23 protein-coding genes are annotated in these 26356 nt (G+C 36.4%); all 23 read right to left on the minus strand.

All coding sequences use genetic code 11. The annotated features are described in order from the left end of the window. Positions 1-166: 166 nt before the first annotated feature. Positions 167-319, minus strand: coding sequence for a hypothetical protein (locus tag HBB17_RS10190; RefSeq protein ID WP_167957389.1), 153 nt, complete (start codon positions 317-319; stop codon positions 167-169). 27 nt (positions 320-346) lie between these two features. Then, positions 347-1024 carry an orotate phosphoribosyltransferase gene (pyrE, locus tag HBB17_RS10195; RefSeq protein WP_167957390.1) on the minus strand — a complete coding sequence of 226 codons (678 nt, stop codon included), beginning with the start codon at positions 1022-1024 and terminating at the stop codon, positions 347-349. A 59-nt stretch (positions 1025-1083) separates the two neighbouring features. Continuing rightward, entirely contained in the window at positions 1084-1365 is a 282-nt protein-coding gene (locus HBB17_RS10200; RefSeq protein WP_167957391.1) for a CD3324 family protein, read from the minus strand. 118 nt (positions 1366-1483) lie between these two features. Further along, positions 1484-2386 (minus strand): dihydroorotate dehydrogenase, encoded by a 903-nt coding sequence (locus tag HBB17_RS10205; RefSeq protein WP_167957392.1) that lies wholly within the window; start codon positions 2384-2386, stop codon positions 1484-1486. Further along, on the minus strand, positions 2386-3153 hold the full coding sequence (locus HBB17_RS10210; RefSeq protein ID WP_167957393.1) for a dihydroorotate dehydrogenase electron transfer subunit: 768 nt from the start codon (positions 3151-3153) through the stop codon (positions 2386-2388). The genes HBB17_RS10205 and HBB17_RS10210 overlap by 1 nt, the downstream gene beginning before the upstream one ends. A 338-nt stretch (positions 3154-3491) precedes the next feature. After that, positions 3492-4562: a branched-chain amino acid aminotransferase gene (locus HBB17_RS10215; protein ID WP_167957394.1), complete on the minus strand. Its 1071-nt coding sequence runs from the start codon at positions 4560-4562 to the stop codon at positions 3492-3494. A 319-nt stretch (positions 4563-4881) separates the two neighbouring features. Continuing rightward, complete coding sequence (locus HBB17_RS10220; RefSeq protein WP_167957395.1) at positions 4882-5373, minus strand: dihydrofolate reductase; 492 nt, start codon at positions 5371-5373, stop codon at positions 4882-4884. Positions 5374-5396: 23 nt separating this feature from the next. Further along, positions 5397-6242, minus strand: coding sequence for a thymidylate synthase (gene thyA / locus HBB17_RS10225; protein WP_167957396.1), 846 nt, complete (start codon positions 6240-6242; stop codon positions 5397-5399). 153 nt (positions 6243-6395) lie between these two features. Continuing rightward, entirely contained in the window at positions 6396-8801 is a 2406-nt protein-coding gene (locus HBB17_RS10230; protein WP_167957397.1) for a ribonucleoside triphosphate reductase, read from the minus strand. 307 nt (positions 8802-9108) lie between these two features. Then, the gene (gene hflX, locus HBB17_RS10235) at positions 9109-10359 is read right to left on the minus strand and encodes a GTPase HflX (RefSeq protein ID WP_167957398.1); all 1251 of its coding nucleotides are present in this window, start codon (positions 10357-10359) and stop codon (positions 9109-9111) included. 24 nt (positions 10360-10383) lie between these two features. Beyond that, positions 10384-11598: a tetratricopeptide repeat protein gene (locus HBB17_RS10240; protein WP_167957399.1), complete on the minus strand. Its 1215-nt coding sequence runs from the start codon at positions 11596-11598 to the stop codon at positions 10384-10386. Between the two features lie 128 nt (positions 11599-11726). Further along, the gene (locus HBB17_RS10245; protein WP_167957400.1) at positions 11727-13655 is read right to left on the minus strand and encodes an ABC-F family ATP-binding cassette domain-containing protein; all 1929 of its coding nucleotides are present in this window, start codon (positions 13653-13655) and stop codon (positions 11727-11729) included. 202 nt (positions 13656-13857) lie between these two features. Beyond that, the gene (abc-f, locus tag HBB17_RS10250; RefSeq protein ID WP_167957401.1) at positions 13858-15348 is read right to left on the minus strand and encodes a ribosomal protection-like ABC-F family protein; all 1491 of its coding nucleotides are present in this window, start codon (positions 15346-15348) and stop codon (positions 13858-13860) included. A 576-nt stretch (positions 15349-15924) separates the two neighbouring features. Further along, the gene (locus HBB17_RS10255; RefSeq protein ID WP_167957402.1) at positions 15925-16626 is read right to left on the minus strand and encodes a TetR/AcrR family transcriptional regulator; all 702 of its coding nucleotides are present in this window, start codon (positions 16624-16626) and stop codon (positions 15925-15927) included. Between the two features lie 41 nt (positions 16627-16667). Next, complete coding sequence (locus HBB17_RS10260) at positions 16668-17789, minus strand: radical SAM protein (RefSeq protein WP_167957403.1); 1122 nt, start codon at positions 17787-17789, stop codon at positions 16668-16670. Between the two features lie 491 nt (positions 17790-18280). Then, a complete protein-coding gene (locus HBB17_RS10265) occupies positions 18281-19045 on the minus strand; it encodes an ABC transporter permease (RefSeq protein ID WP_167957404.1) in 765 nt (254 codons plus the stop codon). A gap of 78 nt (positions 19046-19123) precedes the next feature. Next, positions 19124-20047, minus strand: a complete 924-nt coding sequence (locus tag HBB17_RS10270; RefSeq protein WP_167957405.1) for an ABC transporter ATP-binding protein — start codon at positions 20045-20047, stop codon at positions 19124-19126. Between the two features lies 1 nt (position 20048). After that, entirely contained in the window at positions 20049-20267 is a 219-nt protein-coding gene (locus HBB17_RS10275) for a PLDc N-terminal domain-containing protein (RefSeq protein WP_167957406.1), read from the minus strand. 139 nt (positions 20268-20406) lie between these two features. After that, the gene (locus HBB17_RS10280; RefSeq protein WP_167957407.1) at positions 20407-21522 is read right to left on the minus strand and encodes a helix-turn-helix domain-containing protein; all 1116 of its coding nucleotides are present in this window, start codon (positions 21520-21522) and stop codon (positions 20407-20409) included. 307 nt (positions 21523-21829) lie between these two features. Then, positions 21830-24031, minus strand: a complete 2202-nt coding sequence (locus HBB17_RS10285) for a poly(ethylene terephthalate) hydrolase family protein (RefSeq protein WP_167957408.1) — start codon at positions 24029-24031, stop codon at positions 21830-21832. A gap of 214 nt (positions 24032-24245) precedes the next feature. Then, on the minus strand, positions 24246-24884 hold the full coding sequence (locus HBB17_RS10290; protein WP_167957409.1) for a biosynthetic peptidoglycan transglycosylase: 639 nt from the start codon (positions 24882-24884) through the stop codon (positions 24246-24248). A gap of 134 nt (positions 24885-25018) precedes the next feature. Next, positions 25019-25696: a hypothetical protein gene (locus HBB17_RS10295; RefSeq protein ID WP_167957410.1), complete on the minus strand. Its 678-nt coding sequence runs from the start codon at positions 25694-25696 to the stop codon at positions 25019-25021. 81 nt (positions 25697-25777) lie between these two features. Further along, positions 25778-26347: a hypothetical protein gene (locus HBB17_RS10300; protein ID WP_167957411.1), complete on the minus strand. Its 570-nt coding sequence runs from the start codon at positions 26345-26347 to the stop codon at positions 25778-25780. Positions 26348-26356 lie beyond the last annotated feature (9 nt).

Here is a 26356-nt window from a genome sequence, read left to right on the forward strand (position 1 = left end):
TTTTCCTATTTTTCCAGAAGAATTTTGTTGACGAACTGTCTCTCTACTGTTATAAAATAGGCAATACACAGAAAAAACTCTGGATCTCGTATTGATACTAAGTACAAGTAATACCAACACAAAATCCAGAGCAAGATTAATCAAGATTAATTAACACATCTAGTCTTTAAAATAAGATATCTGATTTTTTATTCAAGAGTCTTCCGCCGCTAACAATCGTTGCAACACCTACTCCTATTCCAAAGACGATCATACAAATTCCTAATACAAGATTACTTGTTCCTACTGACCGCATTGTCTTATATACTTTTTCGCTCATCTTTTCCCTCCAATCTAAGATTGAAACCTATTGCGTTACACCATATTGCTTATAGTATGCATCAATTGCTTCTTTTAATGTATCATCAATGATAATCTTACCATTATAAGGTTTATTATACAAATGCTCAACAACTTCAGCCATTGTAACAATTGCCGTTGTTTGAAGTCCATAATTTTCTTCGATTTCATGTAATGCACTCTTTGTACCCTGTCCGCGTTCCATACGATCAACAGATACACACAAACCTAATACTGATACATTTCCTTGTGCTTTTATGATTGGTAGTGTCTCTTGTATAGAAGTACCTGCTGTTGTAACATCCTCAATGATGATTACACGGCTGTTATCCTCAATTGGACTACCAAGTAAGATTCCTTTATCTCCATGGTCTTTCACTTCTTTTCGATTAGAACAATATCCGATATCTACGCCATAATGTTCGCTTATTGCCATCGTAGTGGCAACGCTAAGAGGAATACCTTTGTAAGCAGGTCCAAAGAGTATATCAAAATCAAAACCAAATTTGTTTTCAATTGCTCTTGCATAATATTCACCTAATTTACGTAATTGTGCACCAGTACGATAAAATCCAGTGTTTACAAAGAATGGCGTTTTCCTTCCACTTTTCGTAACAAAATCACCAAATTTTAAAACACCACAATCAACCATAAATTCAATAAACTCTTTTTTATACTGTTCCATTGTATATCCTCCTATTTCCTGATGCAATTTGAGATTCCTGTGTTACGACCTTATCCTTGCTAGCTAGCTTTTTTTCTTCTTTCCACTAATACGATTCTCTGTATGCTCTTAATAGAAAGAAAATATTTTTCTGCCAACTGTGCAGTGGATAATCCGTTACAATAATCCAGAAAAATACTCTTGTTTCTCTCTTTCATTAATTCTCGGCTAAGGGTATTCTCTCCCCACGCTTTCATGTTTCCCTTCTTACGAGGGATATATAAACACTGTCCATCTGCGTATTTTTGGACAAGTTCTAATACTTCTTGTGGTAAAATTAATTCAGCCTTTATATAGCTCATTGTGCTCCTCCCAATTTATTAAACTCTTGGAATTGAGCAAAGGCTATTTTATTCTATTCCATGCAATAGCCTTTGCTATGCACGTATAACTTCCGTAGTAGTCATATACAATCCTCCTTTACTTTACCAATCCCACTAGGGAATTGATATCATCAATCTTATTCTTCTCAAGATACTTTTGTAGTCCTTGTACGATTTCCATCGTAGTACAAGGATTTGCGAAATTAGCCGTACCAACGGATACTGCTGTCGCACCTGCTAGGATGAACTCTAATGCATCTTCTACATTCATAATACCACCCATTCCTATAATTGGCAAGTTTACTGCATTGGCAACTTGATAAACCATACGAACAGCTACTGGCTTAATAGCTGGGCCAGATAAACCACCCGTTTTATTCGCAAGAACAAAACAACGACGATTCACATCAATCTTCATACCCGTCAACGTATTAATCAAGGATAAAACATCCGCTCCACCAGCTTCTGCTGCTTTCGCTGTTTCTGTAATATCCGTAACATTCGGACTTAACTTCATAATAATTGGTTGTTTTGCAACTCGTTTTACTTCTCGTGTGATTTCTTCTACACTTTTGGGATTTTGTCCAAATGCGATTCCGCCTTCTTTTACATTCGGGCATGAGATATTAATCTCCAAAAGATCAACGGCTTCATCCGCTAATCGTTCAACAACTTCTACATAATCTTTCGTGGATTTTCCGCAAACATTTACGATTACTTTCGTATCATATTGTTTTAAGAATGGTAAGTCCCGTTCCACAAAAACATCAATTCCGGGATTTTGTAATCCGACTGCATTCAACATTCCACCATATGTTTCTGCAATTCTTGGTGTTGGATTACCTGGCCAAGGTACATTGGCAACGCCTTTTGTAACAACAGCTCCTAATTGATTTAAGTCCACAAAACTGCTATACTCCATACCCGATCCAAATGTACCGGATGCTGTCATAACAGGATTATTCAATTCTACACCAGCTAGATTCACTTTTAGATTCATTATAAATCCACCTCCTCAGCATAGAATACAGGACCATCTTTGCATATTCTTGTATTATGTACATGAGTATGGTGATCCACTTCTTTGGTTTTACAGACACATGCTAAACATGCACCGATTCCACATGCCATACGTTCTTCCAAGGAAATCTGTGCTTTAATACCATTTTTCTCAGCATATGCTTTGATTCCTCGTAACATTGGTGTAGGGCCACATGCAAATATGATATCTGCTTCTAATTTATTCTCCAGAATGGCATCAATAACATTTCCTTTGACTCCTTTGCTTCCATCCTCTGTGGCAATAAATACTTCTCCATATGGCGCAAAATCTTCTGTCATAAAGGTAACATCACGATATCCAAGTACAATGCTCTTCTCTATGTTCAACTGTTTTGATAACTCGAGCATAGGTGGAATACCAATTCCTCCACCGATCAATATTGCTTTTTTCCCTTCCAGTTTAAAACCATTTCCCAATGGTCCCATAATTGTAATCGTATCTCCCACTTGATAGGTTGCGATTTCTTTCGTACCTTCGCCAACAAGACGAAATACAAAACGCAATGTACCATCTTCTCGATTGATCTCACAGATACTGATTGGTCTAGGTAAGAGACGACTACCATCTTTACAATAGAAGGAGACAAATTGTCCTGGCTTTGCCGCCATGGCGATCTCCTGGTCTTTCAACCACATGCTGACAATATCTTCTTGCAATTTGACTATACTAGTGATTACGGCTGTATTTCTGTAATTCTCTGCCATTACATTGTACCTCTCTTTTCTGAAATCTACTATTTTCTGTCTTCCCACGAAGATAAAATGGAACGGTACCCATAAGAATCTTCTAATTATTCTAACAAATTAATGTTCAACTGACAACTATTTTTCCTTATTATACGAGAAAACAATTTACTGGTTTGGTCGTCAAACTTCACACTTTTAATGTTTGTTTTTACATACCACTCGCATAAGGAAAGGGCTGTACGCATTCCTTTCCCATCCAAATCGAATGGAGTGAATGCAACAACCCTTTCTTGCCATGTTTCTCAAGCGAAAAACATTCTTATATAAACTTATTACCACTTACTTCGTTCTTACTATTACTTAACTTCTACTGTCCAGTTAAATGTATCTTCTACTTTTCCTAATTGAATTCCAGTAATCGTGTCATAGATTTTTTGGCTAAGTTCTCCAATTCCACCATCTTTGATTTGCATTACATGATCTTCAAAACGTAAGTGACCAACAGGTGAGATAACTGCTGCAGTACCTGTACCAAATACTTCTTCTAAAGTACCATTCTTTGATGCTTCATATAATTCATCAACCGATACTTTTCTCTCTTCAACTGGAATACCCCAAGATTTACATAGATGAATAACGGAGTTTCTTGTTACTCCTGGTAAGATACTACCATTTAATTGTGGTGTTACAACTGTACCATTAATCTTAAAGAAGATATTCATAGCTCCAACTTCTTCGATATATTTTCTTTCTACACCATCTAACCAAAGGACTTGTGAGTATCCATCATCATGTGCTTTTACTTGTGCAGCTAAAGATGCAACATAGTTTGCACCTGTCTTTGCTTCACCTACACCACCTTTTACAGCACGAACATATTCATCTTCAATCCAGATCTTAACTGGATTTAATCCTTCTGGATAATAAGCACCAACTGGTGATAAGATAATAATAAACATATACGTATCAGATGGACGTACTCCTAGGAATGGATCCGTTGCAATGATAAATGGTCTAATATATAAAGATGTACCAGGTTTTTCAGGAATCCAAGCCTCATCTGTTTTTACAATTGCTTTGATTGCATCTAAGAAATCCTCTTCTGGTATTTCAGGAATACAGATTCTACGGTTTGTGTTATTCGCTCTTTCGATATTCTTATCAGGACGGAATAATAACGTTCTTCCATCTTCCGTTTTATATGCTTTTAGTCCTTCAAACATTTCTTGACCATAATGAAATACCATGGATGAAGGTTCTAAACTAAGTGGTCCATAAGGAACGATTCTGGCATCATGCCAGCCTTTTCCTGTTTCATAGTTCATAATAAACATATGATCTGTAAAAATGGTACCAAACTTAAGTGGATTATCTTCTTTTAGTAATTCTTTTGGTGTTGTTGTTTTTTCATATCTGATGTTTAACATAATGATTCACCTTCCTAATTGTAATATCCATTCAACTGATTCAAGCTTCTATATTGTATTTCGTATATGAATTCCTATTTGTTTACTTCTGAATCCATCTCATATAATTCTTGCTTCAGTTCGAACGATTCTGATTTATCCGTAGTTATGCAAATCTGTACATGTATGCGAATACTTTTATATATATTAGTCTTCTTAAATTCATAATTCAAGAGTTTTGCATTAGATTGTTTATATTATTTACTCATATCTTCTATTCATCATAGTTATACAGTTGTATCCTTAGCATAATACCTGCTTATTCCTACTTTACTTCTTCTTATGCTTTCTTTTCGTATTTCACAAAAGAATATTCCAAATCATAATATGTCTGCTCCTCTGATTCTTCTGTGATCTTCCATTCTGGCATCTTATCTAGATTCGGGAAAAATGTATCCGCTTCATATGCATAATCGATCTTTGTTACATGCGCCACGTCACAATAAGGTAGCATTTGATGGTATATGGAATCGCCACCAATAACAAAGATATCTTCTGATTTATAATCCTTTACATAATCAAGAGCTTCTTCGATACTTCCAACTACAACGCAACCATCTACCTTATAATCTGCCTTTTTCGTAATCACTACATTCATTCTGTTTGGCAATGGCTTTTTCTGTGGAAAGCTTTCTAATGTTTTTCTTCCCATAATCACTACTTTACCTGTAGTCTCTTGTCGAAAGAAACGCTGATCGGCAGGAATTCGAACCAATAGATCGTTCTTATTCCCTATTGCCCAATTTTTGTCTACTGCTACAATTAAATTCATTCTCTTTGCCCCTTCTTATTCATCTATACAGCTACTGGAATATGCTCCACCTTTGGTCCTGTTACATAATTATCAAGACGGAAGTCATCTACAGTAAACTGATAGAAATCTTTGATTTCTGGATTCATCCAGAATGTTGGTGCATCATACGTCGGTCTTGTGATTAATTCCTTAATAATCGGAATATGACGATCATAGATATGCGCATCTGCAATAACATGAACCAATTCTCCTGCTTCCATACCACATACTTGAGCTAACATGTGGATTAATACCGCATATTGACACACATTCCAATTATTTGCTGCTAATATATCTTGGGAACGTTGGTTTAGAATTCCATTCAAGTACATCTTTCCATCATTCCGTTTTGTTACGTTAAAGGTCATACTATAGGCACATGGGTAAAGGTTCATCTCATGTAAATCCTGAAAACAATATATATTTGTCATAATTCTTCTACTATAAGGATTGTTCTTTAGGTCATAGATTACTCGATCTACCTGATCCATCATACCTTCTTTATAAGTATGTTTTACGGCCATTTGATAACCGTAAGCTTTTCCAATAGATCCATCTTCATCAGCCCAACTATCCCAGATCTTACTGTTTAGATCATGAACATTGTTTGATTTTTTCTGCCAGATCCAAAGAAGTTCATCAATACAGCTCTTGATTGCCGTTCTACGAAGTGTCATAGCAGGGAACTCTTTTGTCAGATCATAACGATTCACAACACCAAACTGCTTGATGGTATACGCATACGATCCATCTTCCCATTTCGGACGAACTTTTTCTCCTTCTGTACTAAAACCATTTTCCAAAATATCTGTACACATATCTATAAATAAGCGATCTGCTAAACTCATGCCTGCCTCCTCGTTTTCCTTTCAATTTGTGCTTAACATACTTATTTTAAAGTATCACTACTAAAAAAACAATAGGCTTTTGCTGTGATTCCGCAAAAGCCTATATTTACCATCACATAATCTGCAATGGAAACAGCGATAATTTATCTTATGTTATGATACAACAACAACGTTTTCTTCAGCGAATCGTTTGATATTTGAAGCATTCACATACTTCTTCACATCGCCATTCTTTACCTGAACTAATGTTGGTGCCTGCATAATACCTAATTCAGCAGCAAGGTCCATATGTTCCTCTGCATCTACAACAGTAAATGGTAACTCCTCCAAATACGTCTTTGCCATCACACAATTCGGGCAGCTCTTTGTGGTAAACAGATATAAGCCATCTTCAGATAGTTTCTCTGTTTCCGTTTCAGTTGCAGCTACCTCTTTCTTGCTTTGACTAACAAAATCCTTTTGATCACCAAACAATGCTGCATCATATACTTGAACGGTTTTGTAAACCTTACGATTCATGTATTCCTGTGACTTTCCTTCATTCCAGTTCTGTACTGGACGGTAATAGCCTGTAATTCGGCTGTATACTTCTGCTTTCTCACCACACTCTGGACAAGTAAAATGTTCTCCACTGATATAACCATGGTTCTTACAAATAGAATAAGTTGGTGACATGGTATAGTATGGTAATTTGTAATTATTCGCAATAGTTCGTACTAACTTCGCTGCTGCCTTCCAATCCGGAAGTTTTTCTCCGAGGAATGCATGGAATACAGTTCCCGATGTATAGAGTGTCTGCAAACGGTCTTGAATATCCAAAGCAGCAAATACATCATCTGTATAATCAACAGGTAAATGAGAACTATTGGTATAGTAAGGTGTATCCCCTTCATGTCCAGCCGTCTTAATGTCTGGCCAACGTTTTCTATCATGTTTTGCCAAACGATAGGATGTTGATTCTGCTGGTGTAGCTTCCAGATTATAGAGATCCCCATATTCTACTTGATAATCCGATAATCGTTCTCTCATATGGTTCAACACTTTAGCTGTAAAGTTCTGTGTTTCCACACTGGTCATATCTTTTCCAAGCCATCTTGCATTTAATCCGACTTCATTCATTCCAATTAAACCAATCGTTGAAAAATGATTATCAAAGGAACCAAGATATCTCTTTGTATATGGATATAATCCCTCCTCTAATAATTTTGAAATGACTTTTCTCTTTACTTTTAAAGAACGAGCAGCCAGATCCATCATACGATTTAGACGTTTGAAGAAATCCTCTTCATTCTTGGCAAGGTATGCAATACGAGGCATATTGATGGTAACAACACCAACACTTCCTGTACTTTCTCCTGATCCGAAATAACCACCTGTTTTCTTCCGTAATTCACGAAGATCCAATCGTAAACGGCAACACATGGAACGAACATCACTAGGTTCCATATCACTATTAATATAATTAGAGAAATAAGGTGTTCCGTATTTGGCAGTCATTTCAAAAAGTAACTTGTTATTCTCTGTTTCCGACCAATCAAAATCTTTTGTAATGGAATAGGTTGGAATTGGATACTGGAATCCACGTCCATTGGCATCTCCTTCTACCATGATCTCAATAAATGCCTTATTGACCATATCCATTTCTTCTTTACAATCTTTGTACATAAAATCCATCTCTTTACCACCTACAATACAAGGCAGGTTGGCAAGATCGTTTGGAACGGTCCAATCCAATGTGATATTGGAAAATGGAGCTTGCGTTCCCCAACGACTTGGTGTATTCACACCATAGATAAAGGATTGAATGCATTGTTTTACTTCTTTATATGTTAAGTGATCCACTTTAACGAAAGGAGCCAAATATGTATCAAATGAGGAAAATGCCTGAGCACCTGCCCATTCGTTCTGCATAATACCTAAAAAATTCACCATCTGGTTACATAAAGTTGATAGATGACTTGCAGGTGAAGACGTAATCTTGCCTGGTATTCCACCTAACCCTTCTTTAATCAATTGCTTTAATGACCAACCTGCACAATATCCAGTTAACATGGATAAATCGTGAATATGGATATCTGCATTTCTATGTGCAGCAGCGATCTCTTCATCATATACTTCCGATAACCAATAATTTGCTGTTATGGAACCTGAATTATGAAGGATCAATCCTCCTACTGAATAGGTAACTGTTGAGTTTTCTTTTACTCTCCAATCTTCCTCCTTCACATAACTATCAACAATTTCTTTATAATCCAAAATCGTTGATTTCATATTTCGAATCTTTTCACGGTTCTTACGATATAGGATATATGCTTTTGCCACATCTGTATATCCTGTCTCTTCTAAGACATGCTCTACAGAATCTTGAATATCCTCCACACTGATTACGCCATCTTTTACTTTACTTTGAAAATCTGATGTAACACGTAACGCTAAGAGATTAATGACATCTTCATTATAAAGCTTTTCTGTTGCATTAAATGCTTTTGAAATCGCATCAGAGATTTTTGCAACCATAAACTCTGCGATTTCCCCATCTCTCTTAACCACATTAAACATAAAACCGTTCTCCCTTCGCTACTTTTTTCTTTCAACTATGTACCACTATATATTGTATGTCATAGTAAGTCAGTCAAATGAAAAACCCTATTTTAGGTACAAAAAAAACCGACAAAGAATATTATTTCCATACATCTTGTGGTCTCAATCGTAAATTCCGATTGAACTTAACACTTGCTAGAAATAATTTCTTCATCGGTTAAATTGTAGCAGAATAGAAGTATATAGTCAAGTACTATTACTACCATATCTATATGTTCTAATAATTTAAACTACTACATATTGTGTATCGATTAGGCATTTAGAACTATTTTTCTAGTTGCAAATATAACTCTTTTGGTACATAAGCTTGAATATAAATCCCCTCTGATTGGTACTCTTCTTGTAGTAACTGACCGTATTTCCGAATATTTTGTATCTTTCCCGCTTCAGAATATGGAAATATTTTCTCAATCAATATCTTGTGTTCCTTTAAAATTTCTTCAAGGGTATTTAAGAGGTCATTTAGCCCTTCTCCAGTCTTTGATGAAATCTGAACCGTACGATCTGCTTTGAAGTCTTTCCACACTGGTTTTTCTTCTGTTTTATCCACTTTATTGAATGCGGTAATGATCGTTTTATCACGAACCCCCAGATTATCCAATGTCTCATATACAACGTGCATATGTTTATCCGCTTCTGGATTGGTGCTGTCTACAACATGTAGAATAATATCTGCATATTTCGCTTCTTCTAGGGTACTACGAAACGCATTAATCAAATGATGTGGTAATTTACGAATAAATCCTACCGTATCTGTAAGTAAAATCTCTTGTCCACTCTCCAATTTCAGGTTTCGGGTCGTAGGATCCAGGGTTGCAAATAATTTATCTTCTGATAACACACCCGCATTGGTCAATGTATTAAGTAACGTGGATTTCCCCGCATTGGTATATCCCACAATCGCAATTACAGGAACTGGATTCTTGCTTCGCTGTTGTCTTGTCGTTTCTCTTGTTCGAACCACATCTTCTAGCTCTTTATTTAATTGTGAGATTCGATCACGAATCAGACGACGGTCCATCTCTAGCTTTTTCTCACCAGGTCCCTTTGTTCCAATACCACCACCTAATCTAGATAAGGAACTACGTAACCCTACCAGTCTAGAAGAACGATAACGAAGTTGTGCTAACTCTACCTGTATCTTTCCTTCTCTTGTAGATGCTCTCTGGGCAAAGATATCTAAGATTGTAACTGTACGGTCCATTACTTTAATCTGTAATGCTTCTTCTAAGTTCTTTAACTGTGCAGGTGATAATTCGTCATCACATACTACACCTGTAGCATCATATTCTTCTACCAACTCCCGTACTTCATCTATCTTACCTTTTCCAATATACGTTCCTGGATGTATGCTCTCTCGATTTTGGATTACTTTTGCTACGGTTGTTGCACCCGCTGTCTTGATTAATTCTTCTAATTCATCAAGTGACTGTGCTGTATCATCACCATCGCAGGTTGCAACACCTACTAGGATCATTCTTTCTTCTTGCTCTTTTATTTCATATGTTTCGGCCATGTATATAGTCCTCCTAATAACAATCTATTTTGTTGTATTGTCCACGAGGGCTCCTTTTTGTCTGGTTTTTAAGAATTGTACTTCTTTTGACATGCCCTCATCTTCTGGATATTCTTTTACATATTTCTTTGCTTTCTTATACGCATTCTTAAAGTCACTTTTATATTCAAGGGCAATGATCTGATTATATTTTAATGGTTGCATTACACTATTATCATTCAGAGCAATTCCATCTTCAAATGCCTGCAATGCCTGGTCATAGGATTTTAGTTTGAGATATGCTTCTCCCAATTGGTTATATACCATTGCAGATTTTTGTGTTCCCATGGTTTGTATATACTGCTCATAATTTGACGCAGCGGTTTCATAGTCTTTCTCGACCATAGCAATTTCTCCAAGATAATAATACGCTCCAGTAAAGCCATTATTAATGGCTTCTGCAAATTCTGCTTTTGCTGTATCATAATTCTCTTGATAGAAATGTATGATTGCAACATTATAATAATCTTCTTTGGATTTCGTCTTAATTGCCAAAGCCTTAGTAAGTACTTCCTGCGCTCCAGCATTGTCCCCTTGCTCTAGTAGGATGGCGTATTTTCCAAAGTAGTATTCATAGTTTTCTTTTTCATAAGAAATCGCTTTATCAAAATCTGCAATAGAATCCTCCAAACTTCCAGTCTGACCTTCTAAAATTGCTCGTTTATAATATGCATCACTTTGATCTGGATGACGATCAATAATCTTCGTATAGGTTTCGATCGCTCCTGTTTGATCTAGCATCTTTGTCTGGGCATCTCCCAAATAGAATCCCAAATCCACATCGAGATCCGAACGATCCGCTATGTTCAATGCATTTTGAAATTCTTTTATAGCTGCTTCATAATCTGCAGAACAATAATAGGCAATTCCTTTTCCTCGATATGCCATTTTATTGTTCTCTCGAACGATTTTATTATCCTTATCCAGAATTGCTTTATCAAACTGGATTAATGCCTCTTCGTAATTCTGACACTGGATTAGGGTCATTCCATAATCAATATAATACTCTGCTTTATTCGGATTTTTTTTCACTGCCTCTTTCAGGCTTGCACTTGCATCCTCATATTTTTCTGCTTTGTATTGTTTCATCCCTTGTTTATAATAATCACTGGCACTCATCTTTCCACCACATGATGTCGCTATAAACATAACTGCCAATGCCGCTAAAATCACTTTCCCACGTCTAATCCTTTTCACCATGACGTATATCCTCCAATCAAATTTTACCACTTCGTGCTCCTTCGGAGTCAGACTTCCTTCGTAAGTCTAAGCAGCTTCGCTGTCCACCTTTTCATTATAGTTTGTAATAAGTGGTTTTGCAAGGTTGGTTATTGTAGGCTTTCTAGATTTTCCATGTGTTGTTCCCATTCTTCTTCGACTTCCTGGGTCTTGGTAGCGAGTTCTTCTAACTTTTTATAATCGGTTGCGTATTCTTCTTTTTGGCTTTCTTGTCTTAGTTCTTCTATCTTTTGTTCACATTCTGCGATCTTTTCTTCTAATTTTTTAATTTGTCGTAATCGCTTACTTTCCTCTTTTCCTGGATTGTATGATTTTACTTCCTGTTTGGCAGGTTGTTCTTCTTGTTGCATTTGTTGTTTTGCTACATTGCTTTTTCCTATATTATTGGATTTATTCCGTTCCGCACTGTTTCTCTTTTGTCTTTCCTCAAGATATTCCTCATATCCACAAGGATAGTAATTCACTTGATTTTCTTCAAAAACCAACATAGCTGTGGCAACTTCCTTGACAAAATATCGATCATGGGATACGAATAGTACCGTTCCTTCATAGGAACGAAGCATACTCTCCAACGCTTGTTTACCAACCATATCCATATGATTGGTTGGCTCATCTAACATGAGAAAATTCGGCTTGGTCTGGAAGATTTTCAATAACGCCAAACGCACTTTTTCCCCTCCTGATAACTGTGAGATCTTCTTAAATACATCATCCTGAGAGAATAAGAAATGTCCAAGCGCTGTTCTTACTTCAACCTGTTTCAAGTTTGGATAGGTATTCCAGAAATCATCCAGTATGGTTTCTTCACTGGTATACTGTGCCATTTGCTGTTCAAAGTACCCCATCTCAACATCAATTCCGTATTCATAGGAACCACCAAGTGCAGGAATCTGACCAACTAACGTCTTTAGCAAAGTAGATTTTCCCTTTCCATTCTCGCCAATAACCGCAATCTTCTGTCCTTTCAGAATTTCCAGATTAATGGTACTTAGCGTACAATCATATCCAATCTCTAGTTTTTTAATTCGCATAACTTCCTTATGAGACTCAATTCTAGGAGAAAAACTAGCATGAAATGCTTTTGTATCAAATCTTCTAGGCTTTTCAATCTTGTCCATATGTTCAATCGCTTTTAGTTTTGAGCGAGTCATGGCTACTTTCGTTGGTGTATTCTTCCACTTTTCAACAAGCATCTGCAATCTTGCAATTTCCTTTTGCTGTGCAATATAATCCTTCTCCTGTTTGTCCGCATCTAATCGCTTTCTCTGAATAAATGCAGAATAATTGCCAGGATATCGCTTGATTGTCTTATACTCGATTTCATACGTAACATCAATAATATGATCTAAGAACATTCGATCATGGGATACAATAACAACCGCTTTGCTGTAATTCTTAAGATATCCTTCCAGCCATTCAATTGTCGGCATATCCAGATGGTTTGTAGGCTCATCAAGCAACAAAATATCTGGTTTACTCAGTAACAGTTTTACAAATGCGATTCTTGTTTGTTGTCCTCCCGATAAAGACTGAATTGGTCTTGCTAAATCACGCAGTTCAAATCCAAACCGCTGAAACACCGTTTCCATATCTTGTCGATAGGTATAGCCACCTGCATTTTCATAAGCTTGAGACAATCTACCATACTCATTAAGAATCTGTTCAGAAGGATTGTTCTCCATAAGAGTGACCAATTCATCCATTCTCTTTTTCATCTCAAAAACAGGTGCATACACCTTTAGAATTTCTCCCTCTATCGTTTCCTCGGAATCGGTAAAGTCAATTTGTTTTAAAAATCCGATCTTGAGATTCCCCGCCATGGAAATCCCACAATCTTCATCACTATCTAGATTGCTTAACTCGATGTTTCCAGCAATCAGATTTAATAATGTTGTTTTACCACAACCGTTCCTTCCTACGATTGCAATCTTTTCATGATCCCGAATTTCAAAATTTATATTTTCTAATATTGTAGTAGCTGCAAATTTAACAAGGCCACCCATAATTTGATATTTCATGTATACTCTCCTCCGTATGTCTAACACGTATTCTTTTGTATCATCCTCTACTATAGCATTCCCCTGGCCAAAAACGAACCTTAACTTCTTTTCGAATTAATTTTGCGATGAGTGGATTAGGAAGATTCCTACCAATCCAGAACAACGTGTAAACTCCACACATTCTCCTACAGAACATCAAACAAAATTAGTACGCATTAATTTACTTTAAAACAATCACCTGGTCTGCGACATGTTCGATAAAGGTCTTATCATGTTCCACCATAAGGATTGTCGGATGATACTTTAATATAAGTTCCTCAATCTGTATTCGTGAAAGAAGGTCAATAAAGTTAAGTGGTTCATCCCAGATATAGAGATGCGCTTGCTCACATAAACTTCTTGCAAGTAAAACTTTCTTTTTTTGTCCCTCACTAAAAGACTCCATATTCTTATCAAACTGTTCTCTAGAAAAGTCTAATTTTCTCAAAAATTGTAGGAACAAACTTCGGTCCACACCACAATTCTCGATATAATCACGCAAGTTTCCTTTAAGAAAATCTGTTTCCTGTGGTACATAAGAGATTCTTAATCCTTGTGGTACTCGAAGGGTTCCTTCCATACGGATCTCCTCTCCTAAGATTTTCTTTAATATTGTAGATTTTCCAGAACCATTCCGACCTTGCAGTGCAACGCAGGAACCTACCGGTACCTGAAAATTCATATTCTGACAAACGACCTTATCTCCGTAGAATAGTTTGATTTCCTTTGCCTCCACCACAATTCGTTGATGAAACTCCACTGGTTTCAAAATCAGATCTTCTTTTGTTTCCAAGTTCTTAAGCAAACCTGCCTTTTCCTCTATCTCTTGCTGTTGCCGTCGCTCAAGATTTTTCTTTCTTTGTTGCATTCGTTTTGCCTTTTCTCCAACATATGCACGTGTATCAATACATTTCTCGTATTTCTCTGATTTCGGTCCAATCTTGGTAGACTCCACTTCATCTCCCCATTGCTTTGACTGCATCGCTGCATCTTTCAATCGATGAATCTCTTTCTTTAGTTGGTCATTCTTTGCCATTTCATAAGCATCTTGCTTTTGTTTGTTCTCATACCATGAAGTAAAATTCCCCTGCACTACATCAATATTGGTACGATTAATGGATAACACATGGTCAATACATGCATCTAGTAGATTCCGATCGTGGGATACCAAGATAAATCCTTTCTTTTTCTTTAAATATTCTTTTACAACATCACGTGTTTCCACATCCAAATGATTGGTTGGTTCGTCAATGAGCAAGAACATATTTTCTTTTGTAAATAAGATGCCAAGCAAAACCTTTGTACGTTCTCCGTTACTTAACGTTTGAAATGGACGATCCCAAATATCATCCCCAACTCCAAGCAATGATAACTCTTTACACACTTCCCAAAACTCATAATTCGGATTAATCTGTTCTAAAATTTCAAATGTTGTTTTTGTTTTATCCTTCACTTCATACGGGAAATATTCAAATACTACAGAAGAAGTAATTGTTCCTGAATACGGGTACTTACCTAGCAAAAGATTTAAAAATGTAGTTTTTCCCCTTCCATTGCGACCTACAAATCCTAATTTCCAATCCGTATCAATTTGAAATGATACTTGATGAAAGATTTCATCATAACTTCCTTCATAAGAAAATGTTAAATGACGCACTTGAATTAATGACATTTAACCACCATACCTTCCTTAAGCCATTTCGCGTTCGTAATTCGTTTCGAAAGTAGGTGCATACGCGTTTCCGACGAATAAAAACCTCTACGGGACAAAACAAGTGAAACGTTTGATGGGCGAGTGTGCCTCCCCCGGAGGGTTTAATTTATAGGAAAGTTCGAGAACTTTCCTATAAATTAAAAAAACACCTGGCAATCACCAAGTGTCTCATCATTCAATCATCCAAAAGGAACAGTAAACCAAAGACCATGAATTCCATGATCTATTGCATCTACATCATCCAAACAATCCTCTATTAGGGTAAACGAATATTCTACTACTTGCTAAATGGCATGACAAAGATAGTGCACCGAATGCAACCTATCCATACATATTCAGTTCCATTCCAATTACCAAGTAATAATAATCATCTTAACCCTCCATATACGATAGAAGAATCTATCGTCTTTCTTTTTCATTTCTAACAGAATAATATACCATGCATTTCCAGATGTCAACCCCTAAATTCAACAATATTATCCCTTTTCGCATATGCAATGCATGATACGTTTCTTACCAACCACAAAAATACAGTTACAAATGATACACCGTGAAAAACGTATGCACATGTTCTTTGAGCAATTCCTTTACCTTTTCTTCTTCTCCATTCATACCATCATAGCGAAAAATCAGCAGAAAGATTGGCGAATAAAACTGAATTGCTAGTATTTTCGGAGGATATGCCTTGATTTCCCCCTGCTCGATCAGTATTTTAAACAGTTCTTCTTGAAACGCCAAAGCATTATCATAGTAAATCTTTTGTAACATTTGCTGCATCGAGTTATTCTTATACTGCTCCATCATAAGAATCTTACGATATTTGATAACATAAGGATCTTTCACAAAATACTGAAACATATCCCATACAATCGTAACGAGTCGTTCTTCATCAATATTCACATAGATGGAAGATACCTCTACTGCATTTCCTATTGGAATGTTGCTTTCCAGCAACGATTTTTCATAACGTCGGTCCACCAATGCAAGAATAGAATCCATGATATCCTGTTTTCCTTTATAGTGTTTGTAGATGGAACTCCCTTTAATATTCACCGCCGCTGCTATATCTCTCATGGATACCCCTTCGTACCCACGTTCGGAAAACAGTTCCAATGCCACTTCAAGGATCTTTTCTTTTGTATGTTTTTTCTCTTTTGTAGGTCTTTTTTCTTTTGTAGGTTTTTCCTCTTTTGTAGGTTTTATATCTATTGATGTAATTGGGTTGTTTTCTACCATCCGATCCTCCTGTTTCCATACTTCGCTTGTGGTGTAGGGAATCAGATTGAATCTAATTCTCTACCTGCTTTCATTCCCTCTTTAATAATCCGTTCTACCTCCTCCTTTTGTTCAAATAATACGCAACCTCCCATATGTTCTTTCATAAGCACATGTTCTGTGCGTAATTTTTGGAAAAGTGGAGATTGTAATGCTTCTAGTAAGGATTTTTCTCTAACATTACAATCAGAATAAGGAGAAAAAGGACATGGTTCTGCTCCGCCCATGGCATTTATGTGAAAGAACCCCCGCCCTGCTGCAAGACATCCACCTGATGTTTTCTCGTCCCCTGGAAAGGATACGAATACAAGATTTGGTTGTTCCATACGCAAATCTGCCAACCGCTTCTCCATTTTGTTGCGATCCTCGTCTGTTAATGCAAGCTCTGTTGTTTGCTCATCCACAGGTACATATTCCACATAGATCACAACTTTTGCTCCTTTTTCTACAAGCATTGTTGTAAATGCTTCACTCATAACTTCTTCTTGGTTCGTCTTTGTAACCGTTACAGATACGCCATATAGAATGCCCTTTTTCTTTAATTGCTCCATATTTTCTTGTAAGCGTTCATACATGCCAAGACCTCTTCTTGCATCCGTCTTATCTTTTTTTCCTTCAATACTCAAGATTGGCACTAGATTCCGATTGTGGTCAAATTGATCCAAACGTTCTAGATCAAACATTGTTCCATTTGTAAAGATTGGGAATATGATTTCTTTATGTAATGTTGCCTTCTCCAAGACATCTTTTCTTAAAAAAGGCTCTCCTCCAGCTAAAAGAATAAAACTAACGCCCATATCTTTTGCTTGTGAAAAAACATGTCCCCATTCTTCCCCTGTCATCTGGCCTTGCTTCTCTGCATCAAAACAGGAATGATTCGCTCTTGCATAACAACCTGCACAATGAAGATTACATTTCGTTGTTATACTAGCAATTAAAAATGCAGGTACATGAATCTGCTCTTCCTCATATCTTTTCCGAATCTTTGAAGCCTTTTTGGCGCTCTTTGCAAATCCTCCTAAGAATACGGTTTCTCTTGGATTCCGTAACGTTGTTCGCATTGCTCCCTTAATGATTTTCTCAATTCCTCCATAGAGGTATTCCCCCAAATTAATTTCACTCATTCCTCTTCCTCCCTTTCTTTTGTATCCCAGCTGTTAACTTATATATGCAATAACAATTCCAGATCATCAAAAAAGATTTCGTAACATCGATAACAGCAAAAAGCTAACACTTGTTATCTATATAATAGATAACAAGTGTTAGCTTGTCAAGTGTTATTCCGAATCGTTTTTCATAAGTTCTCTATGATAATGCCTTATTTAAACACTACCTCTTCGAAAAAAACTTATCATTTACATATTTTCAGTATACAGCATTTAATGCAAAATATAGATAATTTGATTGGAGGTTATTATCATGTTTAATGATACGGCTTTAATCAAAATGCTTGAACATATGGCTAATGCAAATATTGATCTGGTAAAACAGCTTAGATTTACTAATATTATATTATCCGTAATATGTATTCTATTGTTTATCTATGTAGGATTAAGCATCTATAAGTTAGTCAAAAAAAAATAGAATTTACAATCTGTAAATTCTATTTTTTTGATTATAATTTCTTACGATCAAAGCACAATACACTTCCAACAATACTCAGTACAACGAATACTATACTAATTATAATGGAAGCTGTAAAATCCGACATTACAAGTTCCCCTGTGATCAGCGATTGACAGGATCCCACTAGATAGACTGGGTTGTATTTTTGTAAAGAAGGTAGCATATTCAGTAAGAAAAAGATAACGACCATGCCTCCCGTAAACATCATACACGCATAACCATTTCGTACAACAGCGCCAAAGAACAGAAGCATGGATAATAATAAAATACCAAACAACCATACGCAAATAACGGATTGTAGAATTTGTGTAAATCCATCAAGATTCCAATAATAGGCGGTGTAATAGGATGACAATCCAAAGCATAGCAATAAGCTCATGGTCCACAACAATACGGACATTGTAAACTTAGCAAAGATGATTGTCCTACGTTTTAATCCCTTGGTTACCATATTAACAAAAGTACCTTTATTATATTCCCCTGTCATCGCTCCACTGAACATGATTACTAATACAAACAAGCCCATCTGTGGAACATTCTTATGAAATTGTATCCAAGAATCTAACGCCGTCGGTGTCGGAATTTCCACCACCATACCCTCTGGGGCAAAATTGGCAAGCAACGTTGGTGTCAGTTTTGCAGTTAATGGATTCATAATTCCAAGAACAAAGAATACTGCTAATAGAATAAATAAGCGGTAGGTTCGTATGCTCTCTACCCATTCTTTTTTTGTAAATGCTATATATGCTCTCATAATAGTACCATACCCTTTCAAAAGTTTGACAGATTTGTACTATATACAAATCATCGTGTGAACACTTGCTTCTTCACACTATCCCTTCACAACCTCCATAAACAAATCTTCTAATGTCGGTTCCATACAAAAGAAACGTACTGGTATGATTTCTTTTTCCGCTAATATATGCAACGTTCTTTTCGCAAGCTGTTCTTGATCTTTTCCTCGAACTTCCACTAGTAAAGGATTTTCTTCACTTTGTTTGTAAACAATCTGTCTCTGGTTCATCTCTTCTAGGAATCGTTCTTTTGCATCCTTTGATGCAAATTCCACTTCTACACCTTCTCGTTTATTTTTTTCTTTAATTTGTGAAAGTTCTCCTTGCATCTGTATCTTTCCCTTATTGAGTACAGCAATGGTATCACAGATTCGTTCCACATCTGATAAGATATGCGTCGAAAATACAACTGTGGTTTTATCCTTTACTTGATACAGAATATCCAAGATCTCCTTCCGCCCAATTGGATCAAGGGCAGATGTTGGTTCATCACAAATCAATAGTTTTGGTTCATTAAACAATGCTTGTGCAATTCCTAACCGTTGTTTCATACCACGAGAAAAACCGGCGATTTTCTTGTTCGCTTTTTCAAGACCAACTAGATGCAGAAGTTCTTCAATTCTCTTATCCGCTTCTTTTTTACTTACCCCTGTGATTTCTCCACATAAGCGTAAATATTCTTTCGGTTTCATATAACCGTAATACTCAGGAACATCAGGCAGATAACCGATATATCGGTTTGTCTTCGTCTGTCCATAGGTTACTTTCTGGTCATTCACACGAACGGTTCCATGATCTGCTTGTAGCAATCCTAAAACGATCTTCATCGTTGTAGTCTTTCCTGCACCATTCTGTCCAAGAAAACCGAATACCGAATGTTCTGGAACATGAAAATTAACACCATCTAAAATCTTCTGATTTCCAAATGTTTTTGATACCTCTTCTACTTCTAAGATGTTCATCTTATTCGTCTCCTCTTCCGATTGCAAAATAGATAACAGGTCCTATGATTTGTAGGAATACAACGATCAACACCCACATAATCTTATTGCCAAAACGATAGGTATGGTGACGTAAAACATGTGTTAATGCTGTGATCAACAATATAAGTTCCACAACCAAAATTGGTAAGATAATTGGTAAATTTTCTTTTATCACTTCAAAACCTGTTGCTAAATACATAAGAACTCCTCCTTTTAAACACACTTCATATGGGCTTTCCTACCCTGTTTATTGTTTCGTGTTAATTTGTTTGTTTATTTGTTTGTTTATTTGCTTGTTTATTTGTTTCTTTATTTCTTCACTAATTTAAAACGATTCTTTACATGCTCTCCAACTGTTTTACAATACTTTTAAAAACTTGCTGTTCTTTTAAGGGTTGAAATGTTGGATTATCTCTTACAGCAGATACAATACTCAACTTTATTGATTCTTCATCTCTTGGTGATACCATACCGATACCAAAATCCTCATACTTTGCCTTTACCATTGTAAAAAAATCGTCTTCCGATATTTGCACTGGAAAGGTAAAATTTCTAGTTGTTCGTACATAGGATTGTAATTCTTTTATTGCTTCTTCGGTTTTTCCTTGTTGCATATAAGCTGTTGCTGAAGAAAGATACATATTACAAATCAAACTGGGATGAAGTTTTTCAACTTGAAATGCGTCTACGATCTGTTGGATTCGATTCCGAATCACATCATATGTATTGGTATCCTCTACAAAAAGCATTTGATAGGAAGTCAACTCACCAATTAGCAAAATTACATTTTCATATATTCGAAACTGTAACGCCTCCATTGCTTTATCGGTCTTCCCTAACATCAAATATGCATTGGCCAAGACTACTTCATCTTCTTGCCTTGGAACCAACGTATCTTCTAATAGTTCCACCACCTCAAGTGCATTCTGCTGCAACAGATTGACCGTTGCTTCTAGCGAATTGGCATTATTCATAAGTAAGGAATCTCCCGATTCTTCTTTTATTCGCTTACTAATCTCGATTGCCGTTTGAAACATGTCGTTCTTACATTCCTCAGTTGGTGCATTGATTCCATAATTCACATAAAGTAACGACAGATAAAATTGTAACTCATAACAGGAATAATACTTTTTCCCCAATTCCTTACATTCCAAATATGTCAGTTCATATCCTTCTTTTACGAATTTTTCAGCCAAGGATGCATATAGTTTATGAATTGCCTCCTTGGTCAATTGGGGGGAATAGCCAAGAAGTTCATCTACCGTAATATCAAAATATGTTGCCAATAATGGTAAGGTTGTAATATCCGGGTAACTTTGCCCTGTTTCCCATTTGGAGACAGAGGCCTTGGAAACTCCAATATACTTCGCTAGATCTTCCTGGGTAATCCCTTTTTCTTTTCTTTTTTCTATAATTTTTTCACCAATATTAATTTCCTTCATTCTTATCACCATGCCCTTCAAGAAGTCTGGTAACTACCTCTATTTCCTTTCTAGTATCTATTATACCATTTTTCGTATAACATGCAATGTATTCCTAGTTGACTTTGGTTGATAAAGTTAACTAGAACGATACCACGTTCAAACCCTAATATAGAAAAAAACAACCGTCCATGAATTTAGATCCATTTCTTGCGCTAACCGCAAAATCTGAAATCTTCCTTCATGGAGATTGTTTTTTTATTGCTTTTTAATTGTTTATTAAATTGTTTTTGAAGAAGCTTCTTCCACTGCTTCTCATTCAATTTACCGTGGAATACAATTATCGTTCAAAACCAACATTATCGATTTTAATCTTACCTTCTGTACGATCATGAAATGTAAATACGATCTTCACAATCTTGCTCGGATCAAACTTTGGATTATTCTCTTCAAACTTGCTCATGCCCATTCGTACAGTTTGAAACTGATGTTTATATTCATACAGATCAAATAGATAATCGACCTTATATAACTGTACAGGTAAAGATGGATAAACCGTTGCACAATCACGGATTGAAACCATTGCTTCTTCCCCTGCACCGTCAACCAATGTTACACTTCCACCAAGAAACTGCGGCTGGCTTTTTCTCTCTTCTTCTAAGTCTGCTAGATCAAATTGAAACGTAGTTTCCCTTGCATCATATGTTGGTATGGTTAGTTTGATCTTTGCTTCTTCCGTATTACGCCAATCAACACGAATGGCATGGTTTTCTCCAGTTCCTCCATATCCTCCAGGCGTCTGTACTTCTCTCCACAGAGAGGTATGCTCCGTAGCAATGCGGACCCCATCCATCGTTCCTGTTTCTAGATTCGAATCTTCATCAAAATTGCTGACACAATCAAAGCGGGATGAGGAATATGTCTGTTGATAAAGCGTCTCTGGCAGATAGGTTTCATATGCCTCATAATTAGAAAATAAACTTTCATAAGTCTTATCTTCTTTTAATGTGACATCTAGATACGTTTTAGCAAAAATCTTAAGGATTTCTTGCTGTTGTTCTTCTGGAATCAAATTCTCTGTATTCAAAAAATATTTATTCGGAAATGCACTATCATACTGTCCCCACTCACTATTAAATTGTCCATGATTTGCACCACCGATATATAAGATGGACTTGAAACAATCCTTATTTCCGCTATAACTGATGTTTTTATATTGTTTATTTCCCATAACGGTTGTTACATCTTGATCATTGGCGCCATGTAATAAAAGATAGTTTACATCTTGTAAAGCAACTTCATGTTGTGCAGGCATATATTGATCGACTGTTTGCGCAATGGATAGGATTGCTTTGATGGAATAATGATAGGAAAACTTAATATTTCCATTTTCAGGATACGTATCATACTGATTGAATAGATACGCCGTTGACACACATTCTCCACCTCTTGAATGTCCTGCAATCGCAATCTTACTTGGATCAATTTTCTGATAGAGAATATTTCCTTCCTGTTCATTATAGGATAGAACCTTCTTCATATTTTCCAGTAATAAGACTGCTCTCCCATCATTTTCATCACTTAATTCATTACAATAATTCTCATCGACCGATACAACTACATACCCTTGCGATGCCAGATATTCCCCAAGATAAGCATATCCTTCATAGGAAGGCGTCGTATAATTATGATTACCATGTACAATAAACAATACCGGGCATTGGTTATCTTCTTCCGGATACCATACTCTTCCCGCAATCGGTGTATGAGCAAGATCATTGCCAAAATACTTGTCCATTCCCCAACCAGTTAAAGACGTACGTTTCGCAAAAGAGGATAGATTATACGTGGTTGATGGCAAATCACAAGACTTTTCTACTCCATACTCTACCGTTTGCACAGTCTTCTCCCCTACTGCAATGGACGCATCAAATCCAGTTGGTACCTGTGTTTTATCTTTTGGTTCTTCTGCTTTCTTGTATTGAAGATATTCCCGCACATAACCATCTTCGAAGCCATCAAAACCAAGAAAATAGCCAACTCCTCCTAACGAAACGACCGTAAGGATTAATGTACATAGAATTGTAATGGTATGTCTCTTCTTTCGAAGCAAAGCCCATATACTACGACCACACAAATCAACCAGTATCATGATACTAACGGAAGCGAAAAAGGATACTCCCATACTGGATCCCTGACTTGCTAACGAAGCATAACTGAACAACAGAAGAATTGGGAAGAAGCAATAGAAAACCCCTTTTCTCTTTCCTCCAAATACAATATAGCAACCAATATGCAATAGAAATAGGATTAAACCAGTAAGTACAATTCCTACACTAAAACAAATCCACGCTGGTAACATAGAAACATACGCTCTTATTGCGGCTGCAAACCCAACCCCTGTAAGTAGTATCGATAGGATTGCGAATCCTTTATAGGTATCAGCAAAATTACGATTCCAATATGCAAGAAAGCGTTTGACTCCTTGTTTGCACTTATTATAGATGTGTTTCACACCAAACCAATTTCTTTTTTTCTCCATGACCATCACCCTTATTTTTTATTATCCATTCTACTCTACCATTCAATATTCCGTCTGTCAAATCAACACTATTTGATTTATATTCTACTTTTCTTACAGTAATCATCAAAATGCAGCAAAGAAATAAGCGGTTTATGGATTCAAAAAGGCAGGATACCATTGTTCGTACAACATATGGCATCCTGCCTATAGGAAAAAGTTCAACTTACATTCCTTAATTATGAATCGTATAGATTTGTCCCGCGTTAGGATTATAGTTATTTGGTGATTTAATCGTATATACCAAAGCTTTGATCTGGTCTTCTGACAATTCTGCAGGTTCTATCCCATAATAATGGTTCGCTGCTTCTTTTATTCCGTAACAATCTTCTCCAAAATAGATTACGTTACAGTATAATTCCAGGATTTCCTCTTTGCTTAATTTTCGTTCCAGATCCTTTGCTACAAAAAGTTCGGCAACTTTTCTCTCTAGCTTCTTTTCAAAAGAGAAGTACATATTCTTTGCCAACTGTTGTGTTATTGTACTTCCTCCTTCTTTGAATGCACGTGCCTTTATGTTGTTTACCATTGCACGCGCTGTGGCAATATAGTCAAACCCATGATGGGAATAATATCTCTGATCTTCTGATTTCACCAATGCAGTCAGATATTCTTCTGGTATCTGATCCAAAGGAATAAAGGTAGCTTTTTGACGGATTTCTTGTACCTTATCCTCTATGCTTTCTTCTTCCATTGCTTTTTGATACATATGGTAACCGTCTCTTACCACTGGCGTCACATATATGATTGACGCCAGAAAACAAATACAAAGGAAACTTAAGATTCCAAATCCAATTATTCTTCTTTTCTTCATAAAAGTACCCCTTTCTATATACTATAACGATATTCGCTTCATAAAATCTTCAACTTCTATCATTATATTATCAGAAAGGGGGATTGACTGCCATTCATCTAACTTACAGCAAACGTACATTTTTGTAAGGTTCCTTATTGCTCTTCCTGTAGAACTTTTAATAAGTATAACCAATCACCATAATAAACCACACTAAGATTTACCGTTCCATCTGTTGTTACTTTCTTCAAGGCAACAGCATTGACAGGTTGTTCCTCCGTTGGCACTTCTAGGGCAACTCCCCGATCTGGTTCAACCAATTTTTTGGCTTGCTCTTCGTTGCTCATAAAATCTGCGATACATTTATAATCCTTTTTGGACAGGTCTGCTAATGTTGTCTTGCTGTCCCATATGTAATTCTTAACTTCTTCCACTGGAGCAGAATCACGGGTTGCATCTCCCATCTCCTCTGTCATGTTCGTAAATAATTGTTCTTCTGAGATGTCCATATATCGTAGTATAACAGCTTGTAACCGTCCGCCATCCTCAGCATCCTTACACAATTCTTTTGAAAACAAAAGATATGGTTGAGCCTGTGCGTCAAACAATTTTACATTTTCCTTTAGTATGATGGCAACATGCAATCCATCTTCAAGATCCAACTTGTCATACTTGCCTTCCCCAATCAACGCAAGTGCATCTTTACAAGACATGCCCCATGTGAATCCTTTCATTGGTGGCTGGAATCCTTGCTTTGATTCCTTCTTCTTACAACCTACTGCACATAGAAGGAATAAAAGTACCAATACACAAAATAGGAATCGTTTCTTCATAATTTGCCTTCCTTTTTTCTTTCCTATGTCTATTATAGTAAGCAAAAAGGAATATCATGATTAATTTTTATCATAACTCTATTACGAAATGGATTTTCTTATTTTTTTCGTGTAAACCAAACCAAATATACCGATCAACAACGAAACACCCCAGATACGGATACACCATAGCTTTCCTTGGGTAGCGGCGCTAGCAATTTGAACAAGCGTACCAATCTTACCAGGAAAACGATCCAAAACCGTATAAAGTAATACATTCTCTACGAAATCAAAACAACCTCTTGCAATAACCACCGCATATACAAGATACCTTAAAGATTTTTTCTTACACCAGGAAAACGCCACCATAGCAAGATACAATTGGAATGCACCAAAAGCAAGTATAAAAAATGTATCACAAATAAAATAACTTCGATAAACGGAAAAACCCTTGTCCTCCATTGTGGACAATACACTTGTCACTTGGTCAACATCATAACTTTTCATATCAAATGTTCCATAACCGTTATTGTACTTGGCAACTTCTGTACTGCTAAATGGGCTAGCTTCCACTAGATATAAGGTAAATGCAAATGCAATAAAAAGGACTACTACCCACCATTTATTTCTTTTCGACGCTTTCTTGTTTTCTTTTAAAATCCCATTATTCATCTTACTTTT

The sequence above is a fragment of the Anaerosporobacter faecicola genome (assembly GCF_012070565.1).
Classification (GTDB): Bacteria; Bacillota; Clostridia; order Lachnospirales; family Lachnospiraceae; genus Anaerosporobacter; species Anaerosporobacter faecicola.

Bases quoted from the DNA above. Each gene is read 5' to 3' on its own strand.
- hflX (WP_167957398.1), bottom strand. From the start codon at position 10,359: ATGGCCGAAACATATGAAATAAAAGAGCAAGAAGAAAGAATGATCCTA.
- HBB17_RS10245 (WP_167957400.1), bottom strand. From the start codon at position 13,655: ATGAAATATCAAATTATGGGTGGCCTTGTTAAATTTGCAGCTACTACA.
- HBB17_RS10220 (WP_167957395.1), bottom strand. From the start codon at position 5,373: ATGAATTTAATTGTAGCAGTAGACAAAAATTGGGCAATAGGGAATAAG.
- HBB17_RS10275 (WP_167957406.1), bottom strand. From the start codon at position 20,267: ATGTATTTAGCAACAGGTTTTGAAGTGATAAAAGAAAATTTACCAATT.
- HBB17_RS10205 (WP_167957392.1), bottom strand. From the start codon at position 2,386: ATGAATCTAAAAGTGAATCTAGCTGGTGTAGAATTGAATAATCCTGTT.
- HBB17_RS10280 (WP_167957407.1), bottom strand. From the start codon at position 21,522: ATGGTGATAAGAATGAAGGAAATTAATATTGGTGAAAAAATTATAGAA.
- HBB17_RS10215 (WP_167957394.1), bottom strand. From the start codon at position 4,562: ATGTTAAACATCAGATATGAAAAAACAACAACACCAAAAGAATTACTA.
- pyrE (WP_167957390.1), bottom strand. From the start codon at position 1,024: ATGGAACAGTATAAAAAAGAGTTTATTGAATTTATGGTTGATTGTGGT.
- HBB17_RS10190 (WP_167957389.1), bottom strand. From the start codon at position 319: ATGAGCGAAAAAGTATATAAGACAATGCGGTCAGTAGGAACAAGTAAT.
- HBB17_RS10260 (WP_167957403.1), bottom strand. From the start codon at position 17,789: ATGAGTGAAATTAATTTGGGGGAATACCTCTATGGAGGAATTGAGAAA.
- abc-f (WP_167957401.1), bottom strand. From the start codon at position 15,348: ATGTCATTAATTCAAGTGCGTCATTTAACATTTTCTTATGAAGGAAGT.
- HBB17_RS10285 (WP_167957408.1), bottom strand. From the start codon at position 24,031: ATGGAGAAAAAAAGAAATTGGTTTGGTGTGAAACACATCTATAATAAG.
- HBB17_RS10240 (WP_167957399.1), bottom strand. From the start codon at position 11,598: ATGGTGAAAAGGATTAGACGTGGGAAAGTGATTTTAGCGGCATTGGCA.
- HBB17_RS10300 (WP_167957411.1), bottom strand. From the start codon at position 26,347: ATGAATAATGGGATTTTAAAAGAAAACAAGAAAGCGTCGAAAAGAAAT.
- HBB17_RS10210 (WP_167957393.1), bottom strand. From the start codon at position 3,153: ATGGCAGAGAATTACAGAAATACAGCCGTAATCACTAGTATAGTCAAA.
- thyA (WP_167957396.1), bottom strand. From the start codon at position 6,242: ATGAGTTTAGCAGATCGCTTATTTATAGATATGTGTACAGATATTTTG.
- HBB17_RS10230 (WP_167957397.1), bottom strand. From the start codon at position 8,801: ATGTTTAATGTGGTTAAGAGAGATGGGGAAATCGCAGAGTTTATGGTT.
- HBB17_RS10255 (WP_167957402.1), bottom strand. From the start codon at position 16,626: ATGGTAGAAAACAACCCAATTACATCAATAGATATAAAACCTACAAAA.
- HBB17_RS10290 (WP_167957409.1), bottom strand. From the start codon at position 24,884: ATGAAGAAAAGAAGAATAATTGGATTTGGAATCTTAAGTTTCCTTTGT.
- HBB17_RS10295 (WP_167957410.1), bottom strand. From the start codon at position 25,696: ATGAAGAAACGATTCCTATTTTGTGTATTGGTACTTTTATTCCTTCTA.
- HBB17_RS10200 (WP_167957391.1), bottom strand. From the start codon at position 1,365: ATGAGCTATATAAAGGCTGAATTAATTTTACCACAAGAAGTATTAGAA.
- HBB17_RS10265 (WP_167957404.1), bottom strand. From the start codon at position 19,045: ATGAGAGCATATATAGCATTTACAAAAAAAGAATGGGTAGAGAGCATA.
- HBB17_RS10270 (WP_167957405.1), bottom strand. From the start codon at position 20,047: ATGAACATCTTAGAAGTAGAAGAGGTATCAAAAACATTTGGAAATCAG.